The following is a 16,639-nucleotide window of genomic DNA, read 5'->3' on the forward strand; positions in this document are numbered from 1 at the left end:
CCGAGGAGGCATGTTCGTGCCCACCATCGCCAATCGTCTGTTCGAGGACATCAAAGCGGGCGACAGTGCGTCCGCCATCCGCACCATCCGCACGCCGGACCTGCGCGCCTGGGGCGCCGCCTTCGGCGATGCCGGAATCATCGCCGGCGTCGGGGCGGGTCAGGCGGATGCCGGCCTTGCCGCCTCCCTGTTCGCCGCTCTGGTGGGCACCGCCCTGCCCGGCCCCGGCTCAACCATCCGCGCCTCCAGCGTGAGCATCGCCGCGCCGCTGCCGGCCGACGTGCCGCTCACCGTTTCCCTTTCGGTCCGCGAAACGAACGCGGCGGACCGCACGATCGGCCTCGACGGCGCGATCGCGGCGCCCTCCGGCGCCGTGGTCGCTACCGCTCAGATCACCGTGGCCGCGCCCGAGAAGGCCATCAGCGTCAGCGTGCCCGAGCACCGGCTGGAGGCGCTGCTGGAGCGCTGCAAGAGGCTCGATCCCCTGCCCACCGGCGTGGTCCATCCCTTAAGCCTCGATGCCCTGTCCGGCGCGCTTGATGCGGCAGCTGCCGGGCTCATCACGCCGGTGCTGTTCGGGCCGGAGGCGGACATCCGCCGCATCGCCGCATCCGGCGGGCTCGACCTTTCCGGCGCCCGCATCGTCTCCACCGCGAGCGAGGAAGACTCCGCCGCCAAGGCCGCGGCCGCCGCCGGCGCGGGCGAGGTGGGAGCGCTCATGAAGGGCAGCCTCCACACCGACGTGCTGCTCCATGCGGTGATGGCGAAGGAGGCGGGGCTGCGCACCGGCCGGCTGCTCAGCCATTGCGCCATCATGTCAGTGCCCACCTATGCCCGCCGCGTGCTGGTGACGGATGTGGCGCTCAACATCGCCCCCGACACAGACCAGAAGCGCGACATCTGCCAGAACGCCATCGGCCTCGCGAAGGCGCTGGGCATCGAGACGCCCAAGGTGGCGGTGCTGGCGGCGGTGGAGATGGTGCACACCAAGATGCCCGCCACCCTCGACGGCGCCATCCTCTCCAAGATGGCCGACCGGGGCCAGATCGTCGGCGGCATCGTGGACGGGCCGCTCGACCTCGACGCGGCGGTGGATGCCGAAGCGGCGCAGGTGAAGCACATCGTCTCCCCCGTCGCGGGCACGGCGGACGTGCTGCTGGTGCCCAACATCGAGGCCGGCAACATGGTCTACAAGAACCTCGGCTTCATGGCCGATGCCCAGTCCGCCGGCCTCGTGGTCGGCGCCCGCGTGCCGGTGATGCTGACGAGCCGCGCCGACAGTGCGGAAGCCCGGCGCTTCTCCGCCGCCGCGGCGGTGATCTACGCCGATGCGCTCAAGCGCACCCCCGACGCCATCCTTCCCCATACCGCCGACTGAGCGAGGCTGCCATGACCGACGCCGTTCTGGTCGTCAATTCCGGCTCCACCAGCCTCAAATTCGGCGCCTATGGGACGTCGAACGCGGAAGACCCGCCTTTGCTCTGCCGGGGCGGCATCGACAGCATGGCGGGGGATCCGCACTTCATCGCCAAGGAGCCGGACGGCAAGCCCATCGATGCCCACGAATGGGGCTCCGGCCATGCCCTGAGCCACAAGGAGGCGCTGGGCTACATCGTGACGTGGCTGGAGCAGCACGAGGCCAACATCAAGGTGGTGGCGGCCGGCCACCGTGTGGTGCTCGGCGGCACGCGCTTTGAGGGACCGGCGCAGATCACGCCCGAGGTGCTGGACTATCTCGATGGCCTCGCCGCCATGGAGCCCTCGCACCAGCCGTTCAACGTGCGCGGCGCGCGGGCCATCGCCGAGGCCTTCCCCGGCCTGCCGCAGGTGGCGGTGTTCGACACCTCCTTCCACCGCACCATGCCGGAGGTGGCGCAGATCTACGCCTTGCCCAAGGCCGTGCGCGACACCGGCGTGCGGCACTGGGGCTATCACGGCATCTCCTACGACTATATCAGCCGGCAGGTGCCCAAGGTCGCCCCCGGCGCGCGGCGGGTCATCGCCGCCCATCTCGGCGGCGGCGCCTCGGTCTGCGCCATGCTGGACGGGAAAAGCGTCGAGACATCCATGGCCTTCGCCGGCCTCACCGGCCTGCCCATGGCCACCCGCTCCGGCGACGTGCCGGCCGACGTGATCTTCTATCTGCTGCGCTCGGCCGGCTACACGGCGGAGGCGCTGGAAAAGCTGCTCTACGGCCAGTCCGGCCTCCTCGGCCTCTCCGGCGACAGCGCCGACATGCGGGTGCTGCAGGACAGCGCGGCGGCCGACGACAGGCTGGCCGTGGACTATTTCGTCTATAGCCTCGTGAAGTTCATCGGCGCCTATGCGGCGGTGCTGGGCGGGCTCGACGCGCTCGTCTTCACCGCCGGCATCGGCGAGAACTCGGCCAAGGTGCGCGCCGCCGTGCTGGAGCGCCTCGCCGCCTTCGGCCTCACCCTCGATCCGGCGGCCAATGCCGCCAACGGGCCGCGCATCACTACGGCGGACAGCGCCGTCGCGGCCTTCGTCATCCCCACCAACGAAGAACTGATGATCGCCCAGCACACGCTGGCGCTCACCCGTTCCGCCTGACCGGGAGAAGTCCAATGGCACAGAGCGCAGCCCTCGCCGCCGCAGCTCCCACCGAGGTCCCCGCCGCGAAGCCGGCGGCGGGATCGTCCTCCGGCTCCGTCCGGCTGGATGCGGCGGCCATCGCCGCCAAGTTCACCGAACTCGGCGCCTCCCCCAAGGGCCTCACCGCCGCCGAGGCGGCCGAACGGCAGGCGAAATACGGCCCCAACGCCATCGTCGCCCATGAGGACAGCCGGTGGGAGAAGCTGGTCGGCTATTTCTGGGGGCCCATCCCCTGGATGATCGAGGCGGCGGCGCTCCTCTCCCTCATCCGCCAGGACTGGCCCGACTTCATCGTCGTCATGGGCCTGCTCATCTACAACGCCATCGTCGGCTTCTGGCAGGACAGCAAGGCCGCGAGCGCGCTGGCCGCGCTGAAGAAGGGCCTCGCGCTCAAGGCCCGCGTGCTGCGCGACAACAAGTGGATGACGGTAGACACCGCCGCCCTCGTGCCCGGCGACGTGGTGAGCGTCGCCGGCGGCGAGACCCTGCCCGCCGACCTGCTGCTGATCGAGGGCAAGTATCTCTCCGTCGATCAGGCGGCGCTGACCGGTGAATCGCTCCCCGTCTCCAAGGCGGTGGGCGACAGCGGCTATTCCGGCTCCATCGTGCGGCAGGGCACCATGACGGCCCTCGTCACCGCCACCGGCAATGCCACCTTCTTCGGCCGCACGGCGAAGCTCGTCGCCTCCGCCGGCGCCAAGTCCCATGCGGAGAAGGCGGTCATCCAGATGGGTGACTTCCTCATCATCCTCTCCGCCGCGCTGGCGCTGGTGCTGGTGGTGGCGCAGGTCCACCGCGACATCATCGCCGACGGGCATTGGGAATGGCAGCATGCCGGCGCCATCGTGCAGATCGTGCTGGTGCTGCTGGTGGCCTCGGTGCCGGTGGCGACGCCGGCGGTCATGTCCGTGACCATGGCGCTGGGCGCGCTGGCGCTCTCCAAGCAGCAGGCCATCGTCTCCCGCCTCTCGGCCATCGAGGAGCTGGCAGGCGTGGACGTGCTGTGCTCCGACAAGACCGGCACGCTGACCCTGAACCAGCTCACCCTCCAGACGCCCATCCCGTGGGGCAGCGCCAAGCCGGACGATCTCATCCTCGGCGCCGCGCTCGCCTCCCAGCGCCAGAGCGACGACGCCATCGACAAGGCGGTGATCGCCGCGGTGAAGGACCCGAAGGTGCTCGACGGCTACAAGAGCGTGGACTTCACGCCCTTCGATCCCGTCAGCAAGAAGACGGTGGCGAGCGTCACCGGCCCGGACGGCAAGACCGTGCATTTCGCCAAGGGCGCGCCGCAGGCCATCGCCGCCCAGTGCGGCCTCTCGGAGGCCGATGCGAAGGGCTATTTCGACGCGGTGGAAACCCTCGCCCGCAGCGGCACCCGCGCGCTCGGCGTCGCCCGCTCCGACGACGGCAAGACCTGGACGCTGCTCGGCCTCCTGCCCATGCTCGACCCGCCCCGGCCGGACGCCGCCGAGACCATCGCCAAGGCCAAGGCGCTCGGCGTCTCGGTGAAGATGGTGACGGGCGACGACGTGGCCATCGGCGGCGAGATTTCCCGCCAGCTCGGCCTCGGCGATCATCTCCTCGTGGCGAGCGACGTGTTCGGCCAGGATTCCGGCCCCGAGCACATCGCCATCGACGCCGCCCGCGCGGTGGAGGTGGCGGACGGCTTCGGCCGCGTCTTCCCCGAGCACAAGTTCCAGATCGTGAAGGCCTTGCAGGAGCGCGGCCACATCGTCGCCATGACCGGCGACGGCGTGAACGACGCCCCCGCCCTGAAGCAGGCCGATTGCGGCGTGGCGGTCTCCGGGGCAACCGATGCGGCCCGCAGCGCCGCGGCGCTCATTCTCACCGCGCCGGGGCTCTCCACCATCATCAACGCCATCATGGAGGCGCGGGCGATCTTCGAGCGGATCACCAGCTACATATACTACCGCATCGCCATGACGCTGAACATCATGCTGGTGGTGGTGCTGGTTTATCTGGTCTACGACTTCATGCCGCTCACCGCGATCATGATCGTCGTCATGGCGTTGCTTGACGACATCCCGATCATGACCATCGCCTACGACAACGTGAAGGTGCAGGACTCACCGGTGCGCTGGAACATGCACCGCATCCTCTCCTTCTCCACCATCATGGGCATCATGGCGCTGGTGCAGAGCTTCGGCATCGTCATGCTCGGCATGTTCTGGATGAAGAGCCCGGAACTCATGGCGCGGCTGCCCATGGACCTCTCCCACATCCAGACCATGCTGTTCCTGCAATTGTGCGCCGGCGGGCACCTGCTGTTCTTCGTCTCGCGGGTGCAGGGCACGCTGTTCCGCCCGCCCTATCCCAGCCTGCCCGTGCTGGCGGCGGTGATGGGCACGCAGATCTTCGCCATCTTCATGTGCGCCTTCGGCTGGTTCATGCCGGCTTTGCCGTGGCTGCTCATCGGCGTGGTCTGGGCCTATTGCCTGGTATGGACGCTGGTGATGGACCTCGTGAAGGTCATCTACTTCCGCTTCGTGAATGCGCGGGAGCGGCGCATGAGCCTGATCGACGCCTCCATCGGCCCGGTCGTTCCGGGCTGAGCCTCCCCGAAACCAGCGGTGCCCCCTCTCCCCTTGCGGGAGAGGGTTGGGGTGAGGGGTATGCCTCCGGCAGAACCGGCATCTGGGACTAACGGGCAGACCCGCCCCCTCACCCCCGGCCCCTCTCCCGCAACGGGAGAGGGGAGATGGGCCGCACCACGGCTGCCCTTGCGGCGCGGTTGCGTCGCCGGCGTGCGGCGAGGATGCTGCGGGCGCGGGGGAGACCTTCGCGCCTGTTTGCGTCACGATACCCGGACCGTTGCTGCCGATGACACGCCTCCTCCCCGCCCTCCTCCTCGCCCTCCTCCCGGCCGCCGCCCTCGCCAATGACGACGTGCTGACGCGCACCGCCACCGGCGCGGAGCAGGTGTTGCAGACGGTGGACTACGCCAACACGCGCTATTCCCCGCTGAAGCAGATCGATGCCGGCAACGTGGGGCGCCTCCGGGTGGCGTGGACCTTCTCCACCGGCGTGCTGCGCGGGCACGAGGGCGCGCCTTTGGTGGTGGGGGACGTGATGTATGTCCACACCCCTTTCCCCAATGTGGTCTATGCCCTCGACCTCAAGAACGAGGGTCGCATCCTCTGGAAATACGAGCCGCGCCAGAAGAAGGACGTGGCCGCGGTGATGTGCTGCGATCTCGTCAATCGCGGCCTCGCCTATGCGGACGGCCTCGTCTTCCTGCATCAGGCGGACACCACCATCGTCGCGCTCGACGCGAAGACCGGGGCGAAGCGCTGGTCGGTGGCCAACGGCGATCCGGCGCTCGGCGCCTCCAACACCGCCACCGTGATGCCGGTGAAGGACAAGCTCATCGTCGGCATTTCCGGCGCCGAGGCCGGCGTGCGCGGGCACCTCTCCGCCTATGACCTCAAGGACGGCCACCTCGTCTGGCGCGCCTACAGCACCGGGCCGGATGCGGACATGCTGTTCGACCCGGAAAAGACCACCGAGCTGGGCAAGCCGTTGGGCAAGGATTCGTCGCTCAAGAGCTGGTCCGGCGACCAGTGGAAGATCGGCGGCGGCGCCACCTGGGGCTGGTTCGCCTACGACCCCAAGCTCAACCTCGTCTATTACGGCACCGCCAACCCGGCTACCTGGAACCCCAGCCAGCGGCCGGGGGACAACCGCTGGTCCGACACCATCATCGCCCGCGACGCGGACACGGGCGTCGCCCGCTGGGTCTACCAGATGACCCCCCACGACGAGTGGGACTATGACGGCGTCAACGAGATGATCCTGACCGAGCAGGAGGTGGACGGGAAACCCACCCCGCTCCTCACCCATTTCGACCGCAACGGCTTCGCCTACACGCTGAACCGCGAGACCGGCGCCCTGCTCCGCGCGGGGAAATACGAGACCACGGCCAACTGGGCGAGCGGCATCGATCTCGACCCCAAAAGCCCCACCTATGGCCGCCCCAAGCGCGACCCCGCCTTCTCCACCGAGCGGGAGGGCGAGGATGTCACCTACACCGGCATCTGCCCCTCGTCGCTGGGCGCCAAGAACCAGCAGCCGGCGGCCTTCTCGCCGCAGACGCGGCTGTTCTACGTGCCCGTCACCCGCATGTGCATGGATTACGAGCCGTTCCACGTGGATTACGTGCCGGGCCAGCCCTATGTGGGCGCCACCCTCTCCATTCATCCCGCCCCTGGCACCGCGGGCAGCACCGGCGCCTTCCTCGCCTGGGATGCGCTGAAGGGCGAGGCGGTGTGGTCGAAGCCGGAGCAGTTCTCCGTCTGGTCGGGGGCGCTGGCGACGGCGGGCGGCATCGTCTTCTACGGCACGCTGGAAGGCTGGCTGAAGGCGGTGGACGCGAAGACGGGGAAGGAGCTGTACCGCTTCAAGACCCCCTCCGGCATCGTCGGCAACGTCACCACCTTCCTGCAGGGCGGCCGGCAATATGTGGCCGTGCTCTCCGGCGTCGGCGGCTGGGCCGGCATCGGCCTCGCCGCCGGCCTCAGCGACCCCGGCGACGGCTCGGGCGCCAACGAGGCCTATGCGGCGCTGAACCAGTATACGGCGCTGGGCGGGCAGCTCACGGTGTTCGCCCTGCCCAAGGGGGAGTGACGGGGGCGCGAAGCGCCCCCGTTCCCCTGACAAGCGACGGCGCAGCCGGAGCGCGGATCCGGGGTCCAGCGCAAGAGTCCCCGCGCAGCGGGGCAAAACCCGAGGGCGGTGGGGTCAGGAAGCGCCTGCGGCGAACTCTTGCGCTGGGCCCCGGCTCGCATTCCGCTGTCGCTGCATGCGTCCGGGGCGCGAGGGTGGTTCATCGCGTCCCCGTCGCGAAGAAACGCGCGTGCTCCCTACTGTGCCGCCGGCGGCACGCGGCTCAGGCGAGTGGCGAGGGTGTCCCCGCGCGGCACGAGCCGGGCGATGGGGTCGCTCTTCAGGCGGGCGAAGAGGATGTGGTCCTCCCACGTCCCGTTGATGCACAGATATTCCCGGGAATAGCCCTCACGGGTGAAGCCGCAGCTTTCCAGAAGGCGGATGGAGGCCTGGTTGTGGGGCATGCAGGCCGCCTCCACCCGGCGCAAATGGAGCACGTCGTGGGCCACCGGCAGCAGCGCCGTCACCGCCGCCCGCATGTAGCCCTGCCCGGCATAGGGCGCGCCCATCCAGTAGCCGAGGCTCGCCGCTTGGCACACGCCGCGCCGCACGTTGGAGAGGGTGAGGCCGCCGACGAGTTCGTCGTCCGCGCGGCGGAAGATGAACAGCGGATAGGCCTCGTCCGTCACCATGTCGCGGGCGTAGCGCCTGAGCCGCCGCCGGAAGGCGCCGCGGGTGAGGTCATCGGCCGGCCACAGGGGCTCCCAGGGCGTGAGGAAGCCGCGGCTGATGTCGCGCAGGGTCCGCCACGCCACGAAGTCCTTCATCTGCGGCACGCGCAGATAGACGCCCTTGCCCTCGATGGTGGGGAGGGGCTCGGCGGGGAAGGGAAAGAGTGCGGACAGCCACATCACGTTGCGCCCGAGCCAAACTCCGTTGCCGGCGCAGCCGGTTAGTGACCCCCAAGACGCTGCACCACCCGTGCAGCCGGTTCAAGCCCGCCCTTCGGCCCGATGACGCTGAGCGTCGGCCGGCCGCGGCCGATGAGGCGGGACGCGGCGGCGCGCACGGCGGCGACATCCACCGCCTCCACCCGGGCGACGATCTCCTCCACCGGGATCACCCGGCCGAAGCCGAGGATCTGCCGGGCGAGCTGGTCGGCGCGGGCACCGGAGCTTTCCAGCGCCGCGAGCAGCCCCACCTTCATCTGCGCCTTGGCGCGGGCCACCTCCAGCTCGGTCACGGTCTCGGCCGTGTCGAAGATCTGGTCCACCACCGCGTTGGAGAGCTCCTCCACGTCGCCGGTGTCGGTGCCGGCATAGATGCCGAACAGGCCGGTGTCCTGATAGCTCCAGTGGAAGGCATAGATGGAGTAGCAGAGCCCCCGCTCCTCCCGCACATCCTGGAACAGGCGGGAGGACATGCCCCCGCCCAGCACGTTCGAGAGCACCTGAAGGGCGTGGTAGTCCGCATCCTTGTAGGAGCAGCCCTCCAGCCCCATCAGCACGTGCACCTGCTCAAGGTCGCGCGCGGTCAGCCGCGTGCCGCCGGCGTAAGTTGCGGGCGACAGCTCCGGGGCCGCGCCGTTGCCGACGCCGGAGAGGCGGGCGGCGGCCTCGTCCACGAGCCGGTCATGCTCCACCGCGCCGGCGGCGGAGACCACCATGCGCGGGCCGCGATAGGTGCGCCCGAGATAGGCGCCGAGCTGGTCGCGGCTGAAGCCGCGCACCGTCTCCGGCGTGCCGAGGATGGAGCGGCCGACGCTCTGGCCGGGGAAGGCCTGCTCCTGGAACAGGTCGAACACCAGGTCGTCGGGCGTGTCCATGACCGCGCCGATCTCCTGCACGATCACGTTCTTCTCCCGCTCCAGCTCGTCGGGGGCGAAGGCCGGCTCGGTGAGGATGTCGGCGAGGATGTCGATGCCGAGGCCCACGTCCTCGCCCAGCACGCGGACGTTGTAGGTGGTCTGCTCCACCGAGGTCGCGGCGTTGATGTCGCCGCCCACCTGCTCGATCTCCTCGGCGATGCGGCGGGCGGAGCGGCGGCGGGTGCCCTTGAAGGCCATGTGCTCCAGAAGGTGCGAGATGCCGTGCTCGTCGCCCATCTCGTGCCGCGCGCCGGCGCCCACCCAGATGCCGAGGGAGGCGGTGCCGAGGTGGCTCATCTCGTCGGAGATGACGGTGATGCCGTTGTCGAGGGTCGAGATCTTCACGCTCATGCCGCGGCGCCCCGTCCGACCCGCGCATGGGTGCGGATGAAGGTTTCGATGGCCACGAGGTCGTTGGGCAGCACGCTCACGCTTTCCTTGCGGGTCAGAAGGTCCGCCATGTGCGGCGGCAGGCCGGGCCGGTGGCCGGTGGCGGCTTCCACCGCATCGGGGAACTTGGCGGGATGGGCGGTGGAGAGCACCACCTGCGGCACCTTGGCCGCGTGCTCCACCTTGTCCGCCACCGCCAGAGCCACGGCGGTGTGCGGGTCGGCCAGATAGCCGGCGGACTGGTAGAGCCGCGCGATGGTCTGCGCCGTCTCCGGCTCGTCGGCGCGGCCGGCGGAGAAATCGCTGCAGATGGCGGCGAGCGCGTCGCGCGGCACGGTGAAGGCGCCGGACTGGCCGAGCGAGGCCATGAGCTGGCGCACCTGCGCACTGTCCCGGTCCACCGCCTCGAACAGCAGGCGCTCGAAATTCGACGACACCTGGATGTCCATGGACGGCGAGGAGGAGGGATGCACCCCCTTCACCTCATAGCGCCCCGTCTCCAGCGTGCGGGCCAGGATGTCGTTGACGTTGGTGGCGATGGAGAGGTCGCGGATGGGCAGGCCCATGCGCTTGGCCACGTAGCCGGCAAAGATGTCGCCGAAATTGCCGGTGGGCACCACGAACGACACCTCGCGGTGCGGCGCGCCCAGCGCGGTGGCGGCATAGAAATAATAGACCACCTGGGCGACGATGCGCGCCCAGTTGATGGAGTTCACGCCCGCCAGCGCGAGGGAATCGCGGAAGGCGTGGTGGTTGAACATGGCCTTCACATGGGCCTGGCAGTCGTCGAACGTGCCTTCCACGGCGATGGCGTGGACGTTGTGCGCGTTCACGGTGGTCATCTGCCGGCGCTGCACCTCGGACACCCGCTTGTGCGGGTAGAGGATGAACACGTCCACCGCATCGGAATGGCGAAACGCCTCGATGGCCGCGCTGCCGGTATCGCCCGAGGTGGCGCCGACGATGGTGGCGCGGGCGCCGCGGGCGGCGAGCACATGGTCCATCATGCGGGCGAGCAATTGCATCGCCACGTCCTTGAAGGCCAAGGTCGGACCGTGGAACAGCTCCAGCAGGAAGCGGTTGGGGCCGATCTGCGTCAGCGGCGTCACCGCCGGATGGCGGAAGGAGGCGTAGGCGTCGGCGATCATCAGGTCGAGCACGCGCTCGGGCAGCGCATCGCCGACGAAGGGGGAAATCACCGCCTTGGCCACCGCCGGATAGGGTTTTCCCGCCAGCGCGGCGATCTCGTCCGCGCTCAGGGTGGGGAACGCCTCCGGCACATAGAGGCCGCCGTCGCGCGCCAGACCGGCCAGCAGCGCATCGGAAAACGACAGGACAGGAGCTTCGCCCCGGGTGGAAACGTAACGCACGGGCCCTCGACAGGTCTTGAGAGGCCCAAAGCGGGCCTTCCGCCAAACTAACCGCAAGCGGCCTCGCGGGAAAGGCGGACGGGAGAGGGTCGAGTCAAAGGCCGGCAGAGGCGAGGACGGACAAGGGAGACCAAGCGCTGGCGCCGCCCCCCGGGAAGCGCGGGCCGCCACTCACAGGCCGTCATGGCCGGGCTTGTCCCGGCCATCCACGTGGGCGGGCCGGGAATACATCTTCGGCCATCGTCCGGTCGGCACGACGTGGATGCCCGGGACAAGCCCGGGCATGACGGTGGTGAGGGATGGGCAATCCACGTCGAGAGCGGGTCAGCGCGGCGGCATCGCCACGACAGAAGGCGCGCCCCCTCCCCTCAGCTCTTTTCGCGCACGTAGCGGCCGGGGGCGTCTTCGATGGGGGTGAAGTGGCCGCCGCCGATGGGGCGGGCGGGCACGTCCTCGGGGTAGTAGCCGGAGAACCAGTTCAGCCAGTCCGGCCACCAGGAGCCCTTGTGCTCCTGCGCGCCCTGAAGCCACAGGTCGTAGCTCGGCCCGGTGGGGCCGTCGGCCCAGTACTGGTACTTCATCTTGGCCGGCGGATTGACCACGCCGGCGATGTGGCCCGAGCCGGCCAGCACGTAGCGCACCGGGCCGGAGAGCATGTTGGCGCCGATGAACACCGAATTGGGCGGGGCGATGTGGTCTTCCCGCGTCGCCAGCGAATAGACGGGCACATTCACCTTGGTCATGTCGATGCGCACGCCGGAAAGCTCGGCGAGGCCGCGGGCGATGTTGTTGGTGAGGTAGCAGTTGCGCAGGTAATAGGAATGGTTCGCCGCCGGCATCCTTGTGGAATCGGAGTTCCAGAACAGCAGGTCGAACGGGAACGGCGCCTTGCCCTTCATGTAGTTGTTCACAACATAGGGCCAGATCAGGTCGTTCGAGCGCAGCATGTTGAAGGCGGAGGCCATCTTGCTGCCTTCGAGATATCCCGTCTGCTTCATCTTCCGTTCGATGGCGGCGAGCTGGTCCTCGTCCACGAACACCTTCAGATCGCCCGCGTGGGTGAAGTCGATCTGGGTGGTGAGGAAGGTGGCGGAGGCGATGCGGTCGTCCCCAGTGGCGGCCATGTAGGCGAGCGTCGTGGCGAGCAGCGTGCCGCCGACGCAATAGCCCATGGCGTGCGCCTGCCGCTCGCCGGTGGCGACGGCCACCTTGTCGAGGGCGGTCATGATGCCCTCGCGCATGTAATCGTCGAAGCCCTTCTCGGCGAGCCGGGCATCGGGATTGACCCAGGAGATGACGAAGACGCTGATGCCCTGGTCCACCAGCCACTTGATGAAGGACTTCTCCGCCGTCAGGTCGAGGATGTAGAACTTGTTGATCCACGGCGGCACGACGAGCAGCGGCATCTTCTTCACGCTGCCGGTCGTGGCCTCGTACTGGATGAGCTGCATCAGATCGTTTTCGTAGATCACCTTGCCCGGCGTGGTGGCGAGGTTGCGCCCCACCTCGAACGCGCTCAGGTCCGATTGGCGGATCTTGAGCGAGCCCTTGCCGGCGACGAGGTCCTCCGTGAGGTTCTTCATCCCCTTCACGAGATTCTCGCCGGACGAGGAGAAGGTCTCGCGGATCAGCTCCGGATTGGTCATCACGAAGTTGGAGGGCGAGATGGCGTTCGTCACCTGCTTCACCAGGAAGCCGGCCTTGTGCTTCGTGTGGGCGTCGAGGCCCTCGGCCTCCTCCACCATGTCCTCGGCCCAGCGGGTGGTGACGAGATAGGCCTGCTTGAGCGCATCGAAGATGGGGCTTTCGCGCCAGCCCTCGTCCTTGAAGCGGGCGTCGCGCGCGTCCGGCGCCGTCACCGGCTCCACCTGTTCGCCGCCGAGGCGCTTCAGCGTGTTGGTCCACACCGAGAGATAGCCGGCCATGAGGCGGGTCTGCGCCTCCAGCGTGCGCTGGGGATCGGTCATCCAGTATTCGGCGACCTGCCCCACGGTCTTGAGGGCGTCGGCGATCTCGTCGGCGAGGTCGTCGGTCTTGGCCTGGGTGCGCGGGCCGAGATAGGCGGCGAGCGCCTTGCCGCCCTCGTCCACCATCTGCGCGAGATTCTGGGAGAAGGCCTCGATGTTGAGGCCGGGGCGGGCGCCGTCGCCCTTGCCCTCACCTTTGCTATCGCTCCTGCCGTCAGCCCTGGGCCCGGCGCCAGCCTTCGGCGCGTCCGCCTTGGCCGCGGGGGGCGCCGATTCGGGCGCGGGATTCGGGGGGTCTGGGCCGCGGGGGGGACGACGCTGAGATGCGCGGGGCCACCCGCCGCAACCGGCGATTCCACCGACATCATGGGGGCGGCGGATACGTTCGGCGTTTCCTCAACACGGGACATGCGCGTTTCCTCTCGCGGGTCTTGCTCGCGGGCCGTTACGAAACGTAGCCCATCTTTATCGCTGCCTGCGCTTCCTTCATACTCTAGAGTGTGAAAGTGACAGGATCGAGCCTCGCGGCCACGCCGCAGGCGCCCTTAGACACACCTCCTTGGTCGAGTCTGCGGTACGCCCGCACGGCACCGGCCCCTCAGGAGGTATCTCGCCCCGGTATCGTCACCGCCGGGACCGGGAGCCATCCGGAACGGACAATGGACCTTTTCTCCCCGACGGCGCGAGGCCGTGCCGTCCCGACGCTGCGCGCCGCGCTTCTCCTCGCGCTCGCCGCGAGCCTCTCCGCCTGCGCCGGCTCGGGCATTCCGGGCCTCGCCCCGCCGCAGACCTCGGTGCCCGAGGTGGACGCCACCCACTTCCCCACGCTGGGCGCCCCACCCGCCGAGCGCCGAGACCCGCTCACCGCCGAGCAACAGCAGAAGCTGCAGCGCGACCTTGAGCGCCTCGCCCGCCAGCAGCAGGCCAAGCAGGTGCCGCAGGCGCAGTGAGCCGCGCGCGCGGCGCCTGCGGGCGTTTCGCGTCATTGTGCGGTGCGATATGGCGGCCACCGCCCCATCGCCACCGCAATCAAGGCTTTTTCATTCACCGAACAGTGCTACAAAGCCCGACTGCCGCGCCGGGAGACAACATGCGCGGCCTCTGGAGCCATTGAGATGACGACCGATTTCCACCGCATTCGCCGGCTGCCGCCCTACGTGTTCGAGCAAGTGAACCGTGTGAAGGCCGCCGCCCGCAATGCCGGGGTGGACATCGTCGACCTCGGCATGGGCAACCCGGACCTCGACGCGCCGGCGCATGTCTACGAGAAGCTCAAAGAGACCATCGGCAAGCCGCGCACCGACCGCTATTCCGCCTCCAAGGGCATCCCCGGCCTGCGCAAGGCGCAGGCGGCCTATTACGAGCGGCGATTCGGCGTGAAGCTGGACCCCGACCGGCAGGTCGTCGCCACGCTGGGCTCCAAGGAAGGCTTCGCCAACATGGCGCAGGCCATCACCGCCCCCGGCGACGTGATCCTGACCCCCAATCCCTCCTACCCCATCCACGCCTTCGGCTTCCTGATGGCCGGCGGCGTCATCCGCTCGGTTCCGGCCGAGCCGGGGCCGGAGTTCTTCCACGCCATGGAGCGGGCGGTCCAGCACTCCATCCCCAAGCCCATCGCGGTGGTGCTGTGCTATCCCTCGAACCCCACGGCCTGCGTGGCGGACCTCGAGTTCTACAAGGACGTGGTGGCCTTCGCGAAGAAGAACGACCTCATCGTTCTCTCCGACCTCGCCTATGCCGAGCTTTATTTCGACGGCAACCCGCCCCCCTCAGTGCTGCAGGTGCCGGGCGCCATGGACGTGGCGGTGGAATTCACCTCCATGTCCAAGACCTATTCCATGGCCGGCTGGCGCATGGGCTTCGCCGTGGGCAACGAGCGGCTCATCGCCGCGCTCTCGCGGGTGAAGTCCTATCTCGACTACGGCGCCTATACCCCCATCCAGGTGGCGGCCACCGCGGCGCTGAACGGCCCGCAGGAGTGCATCGCCGAGATGCGCGAGACCTACAAGAAGCGCCGCGACGCCCTGGTGGAGAGCTTCGGCCGCGCCGGCTGGAACATCCCGGTGCCCCGCGCCACCATGTTCGCGTGGTCGCCCATCCCGGAGCCCTTCCGGGCCATGGGCTCGGTGGAATTCGCCAAGCTCCTCATCGAGAAGGCGGAGGTGGCGGTGTCGCCGGGCGTGGGCTTCGGCGAGCATGGCGACGAATACGTCCGCATCGCCGTGGTGGAGAACGAGCAGCGCATCCGCCAGGCGGCGCGCAACGTCCGCCGCTTCTTCGAGCAGGCCGGCACCACGCTGCACAACGTGGTTCCGCTCAGCGCCGCGCGCTGAGCCGACGCCCCCGCCCCTCTGACACCGGGGCCGAACGGGTTGGCGATCGAGCATTGACCGGTTCCGGCGACAGCCGGAACCTCGCGCCGGGCGGGCTGTGGTATGACGCCAGCCGAGGACAGGAACCGGACTGACAGATGAGCGATTTGAAAGTGGGCCTCGCCGGCCTCGGCACCGTCGGGGCCGCGGTCTTCCGCATGCTCGAGCGCCGCGCCGGCGAGCTTGAGGCGCGCACCGGTCGCACCGTGAAGGTGACGGCGGTGGCCGCCCGCGACCGCAGCCGCGACCGCGGCCTCGATCTCTCAAGCGTGGCCTGGTTCGAGGATCCGGTGGCGCTCGCCCGCGACGGCGACATCGACGTGTTCGTGGAGCTGATGGGTGGCGACGGCGACCCGGCCAAGGCGGCCGTGGCTGCCGCGCTGGACCGGGGCATCCCGGTCGTCACCGCCAACAAGGCGCTGCTCGCCAAGTGCGGCGTGGAGCTCGCCCGCCGGGCCGAGGCCTCCGGTGCGGGCCTGCATTTCGAGGCGGCGGTGGCGGGCGGCATCCCCATCGTGAAGACGCTGCGCGAGGCGCTCGCCGGCAATGCCATCGAGCGCGTGTCGGGCATCCTCAACGGCACCTGCAACTACATCCTCACCCGCATGGCGGACGAGAAGCTGTCCTTCCACGTCTGCCTCACCGAGGCGCAGCGGCTCGGCTATGCGGAGGCGGACCCGACCTTCGACATCGACGGTTTCGACACCGCCCACAAGCTCGCCATCCTCACCTCGCTGGCCTTCGGCACGCAGGTGGATGCGGACGCCATCTATGTGGAGGGCATCCGCCAGCTCACCCTCGCCGACCTCGAGGCGGCGGATGATCTCGGCTACCGGGTGAAGCTGCTCGGCGTGGCGGTGAAGACCGACACCGGCATCGAGCAGCGCGTGCATCCCACCATGGTGCCGAAGCACTGGCCCATCGCCCAGGTCTCCGGCGTCACCAATGCGGTGGCGGTGGACGGCGATGCGGTGACGCTGACGCTGGTCGGCCCCGGCGCCGGCGGCGATGCCACCGCCTCGGCGGTGGTGGGCGATCTTTTCGATGTGGCGCGCGGCGCCAGGGGCTATGCCTTCGGCCTGCCGGTGGACCGCCTCGCCAAGGCCGAGCGCGCCGCCATGCAGCGCCACGAGGGCGGCTACTACATCCGCCTCGCCGTGGTGAACAAGCCGGGCACTGCCGCCACCATCACCCGCCGCATGGCGGACGAGCAGATCTCGCTGGAATCCATCGTCCAGCGGCAGCCGGGCGGCGCGATGCCGTCCGATACGGCGCATGTGATTCTCATCACCTATGCCACGACCGAGGCCGCCGTGCGCCGCGCCATCGCCGCCATCGAGGCGGACGGCGTGGTCGCCTCCCTGCCCCAGGTCATCCGGATCGAGAAGGACTGATCCGGAGCGCGGCAACAGAACCAGAAGGACCGACGTC

General features: G+C 69.2%; 11 protein-coding genes. 7 read left to right on the plus strand and 4 right to left on the minus strand.

Going from position 1 to position 16,639, the window contains the following annotated elements; all coding sequences use genetic code 11:
• The first annotated feature begins 16 nt into the window (after window positions 1-16).
• The 4 genes from A37E_RS0123840 (at window position 17) to A37E_RS0123855 (ending at window position 7,260) form a co-directional block, all read left to right on the plus strand.
• Window positions 17-1,378, plus strand: a complete 1,362-nt coding sequence (locus A37E_RS0123840; protein ID WP_197023037.1) for a bifunctional enoyl-CoA hydratase/phosphate acetyltransferase — start codon at window positions 17-19, stop codon at window positions 1,376-1,378.
• Between the two features lie 11 nt (window positions 1,379-1,389).
• A complete protein-coding gene (locus tag A37E_RS0123845; protein WP_029558917.1) occupies window positions 1,390-2,571 on the plus strand; it encodes an acetate/propionate family kinase in 1,182 nt (393 codons plus the stop codon).
• Between the two features lie 14 nt (window positions 2,572-2,585).
• Window positions 2,586-5,189 carry a plasma-membrane proton-efflux P-type ATPase gene (locus A37E_RS0123850; protein WP_029558918.1) on the plus strand — a complete coding sequence of 868 codons (2,604 nt, stop codon included), beginning with the start codon at window positions 2,586-2,588 and terminating at the stop codon, window positions 5,187-5,189.
• A 268-nt stretch (window positions 5,190-5,457) separates the two neighbouring features.
• Window positions 5,458-7,260 (plus strand): methanol/ethanol family PQQ-dependent dehydrogenase, encoded by a 1,803-nt coding sequence (locus A37E_RS0123855; RefSeq protein ID WP_029558919.1) that lies wholly within the window; start codon window positions 5,458-5,460, stop codon window positions 7,258-7,260.
• A 236-nt stretch (window positions 7,261-7,496) separates the two neighbouring features.
• Here the strand turns inward: A37E_RS0123855 and A37E_RS0123860 are convergent, their stop codons facing one another.
• The 4 genes from A37E_RS0123860 to phaC form a co-directional block, all read right to left on the minus strand.
• Window positions 7,497-8,150: a GNAT family protein gene (locus A37E_RS0123860; RefSeq protein WP_029558920.1), complete on the minus strand. Its 654-nt coding sequence runs from the start codon at window positions 8,148-8,150 to the stop codon at window positions 7,497-7,499.
• Between the two features lie 41 nt (window positions 8,151-8,191).
• Entirely contained in the window at window positions 8,192-9,457 is a 1,266-nt protein-coding gene (locus A37E_RS0123865) for a pitrilysin family protein (protein ID WP_029558921.1), read from the minus strand.
• Window positions 9,454-10,866 carry a threonine synthase gene (thrC, locus tag A37E_RS0123870; RefSeq protein ID WP_029558922.1) on the minus strand — a complete coding sequence of 471 codons (1,413 nt, stop codon included), beginning with the start codon at window positions 10,864-10,866 and terminating at the stop codon, window positions 9,454-9,456. Before thrC ends, A37E_RS0123865 begins: the two co-directional genes overlap by 4 nt.
• A gap of 368 nt (window positions 10,867-11,234) precedes the next feature.
• On the minus strand, window positions 11,235-12,959 hold the full coding sequence (phaC, locus tag A37E_RS0123875; protein ID WP_029558923.1) for a class I poly(R)-hydroxyalkanoic acid synthase: 1,725 nt from the start codon (window positions 12,957-12,959) through the stop codon (window positions 11,235-11,237).
• Window positions 12,960-13,492: 533 nt separating this feature from the next.
• On the opposite strand from phaC, the gene A37E_RS0123880 reads away from it, so the two are divergent.
• The 3 genes from A37E_RS0123880 (at window position 13,493) to A37E_RS0123890 (ending at window position 16,602) form a co-directional block, all read left to right on the plus strand.
• Window positions 13,493-13,783 carry a hypothetical protein gene (locus A37E_RS0123880; RefSeq protein ID WP_029558924.1) on the plus strand — a complete coding sequence of 97 codons (291 nt, stop codon included), beginning with the start codon at window positions 13,493-13,495 and terminating at the stop codon, window positions 13,781-13,783.
• Window positions 13,784-13,948: 165 nt separating this feature from the next.
• Window positions 13,949-15,169, plus strand: coding sequence for an LL-diaminopimelate aminotransferase (locus A37E_RS0123885; protein ID WP_024278493.1), 1,221 nt, complete (start codon window positions 13,949-13,951; stop codon window positions 15,167-15,169).
• A gap of 137 nt (window positions 15,170-15,306) precedes the next feature.
• Window positions 15,307-16,602: a homoserine dehydrogenase gene (locus A37E_RS0123890; protein WP_029558925.1), complete on the plus strand. Its 1,296-nt coding sequence runs from the start codon at window positions 15,307-15,309 to the stop codon at window positions 16,600-16,602.
• Window positions 16,603-16,639 lie beyond the last annotated feature (37 nt).

It is taken from the genome of Xanthobacter sp. 91 (assembly GCF_000702385.1).
Taxonomy (GTDB): domain Bacteria; phylum Pseudomonadota; class Alphaproteobacteria; order Rhizobiales; family Xanthobacteraceae; genus Xanthobacter; species Xanthobacter aminoxidans.

Bases quoted from the DNA above. Each gene is read 5' to 3' on its own strand.
- phaC (WP_029558923.1), bottom strand. From the start codon at position 12,959: ATGGTGGACGAGGGCGGCAAGGCGCTCGCCGCCTATCTCGGCCCGCGC.
- A37E_RS0123845 (WP_029558917.1), top strand. From the start codon at position 1,390: ATGACCGACGCCGTTCTGGTCGTCAATTCCGGCTCCACCAGCCTCAAA.
- A37E_RS0123890 (WP_029558925.1), top strand. From the start codon at position 15,307: ATGAGCGATTTGAAAGTGGGCCTCGCCGGCCTCGGCACCGTCGGGGCC.
- A37E_RS0123855 (WP_029558919.1), top strand. From the start codon at position 5,458: ATGACACGCCTCCTCCCCGCCCTCCTCCTCGCCCTCCTCCCGGCCGCC.
- A37E_RS0123880 (WP_029558924.1), top strand. From the start codon at position 13,493: ATGGACCTTTTCTCCCCGACGGCGCGAGGCCGTGCCGTCCCGACGCTG.
- A37E_RS0123865 (WP_029558921.1), bottom strand. From the start codon at position 9,457: ATGAGCGTGAAGATCTCGACCCTCGACAACGGCATCACCGTCATCTCC.
- A37E_RS0123860 (WP_029558920.1), bottom strand. From the start codon at position 8,150: ATGTGGCTGTCCGCACTCTTTCCCTTCCCCGCCGAGCCCCTCCCCACC.
- A37E_RS0123850 (WP_029558918.1), top strand. From the start codon at position 2,586: ATGGCACAGAGCGCAGCCCTCGCCGCCGCAGCTCCCACCGAGGTCCCC.
- A37E_RS0123885 (WP_024278493.1), top strand. From the start codon at position 13,949: ATGACGACCGATTTCCACCGCATTCGCCGGCTGCCGCCCTACGTGTTC.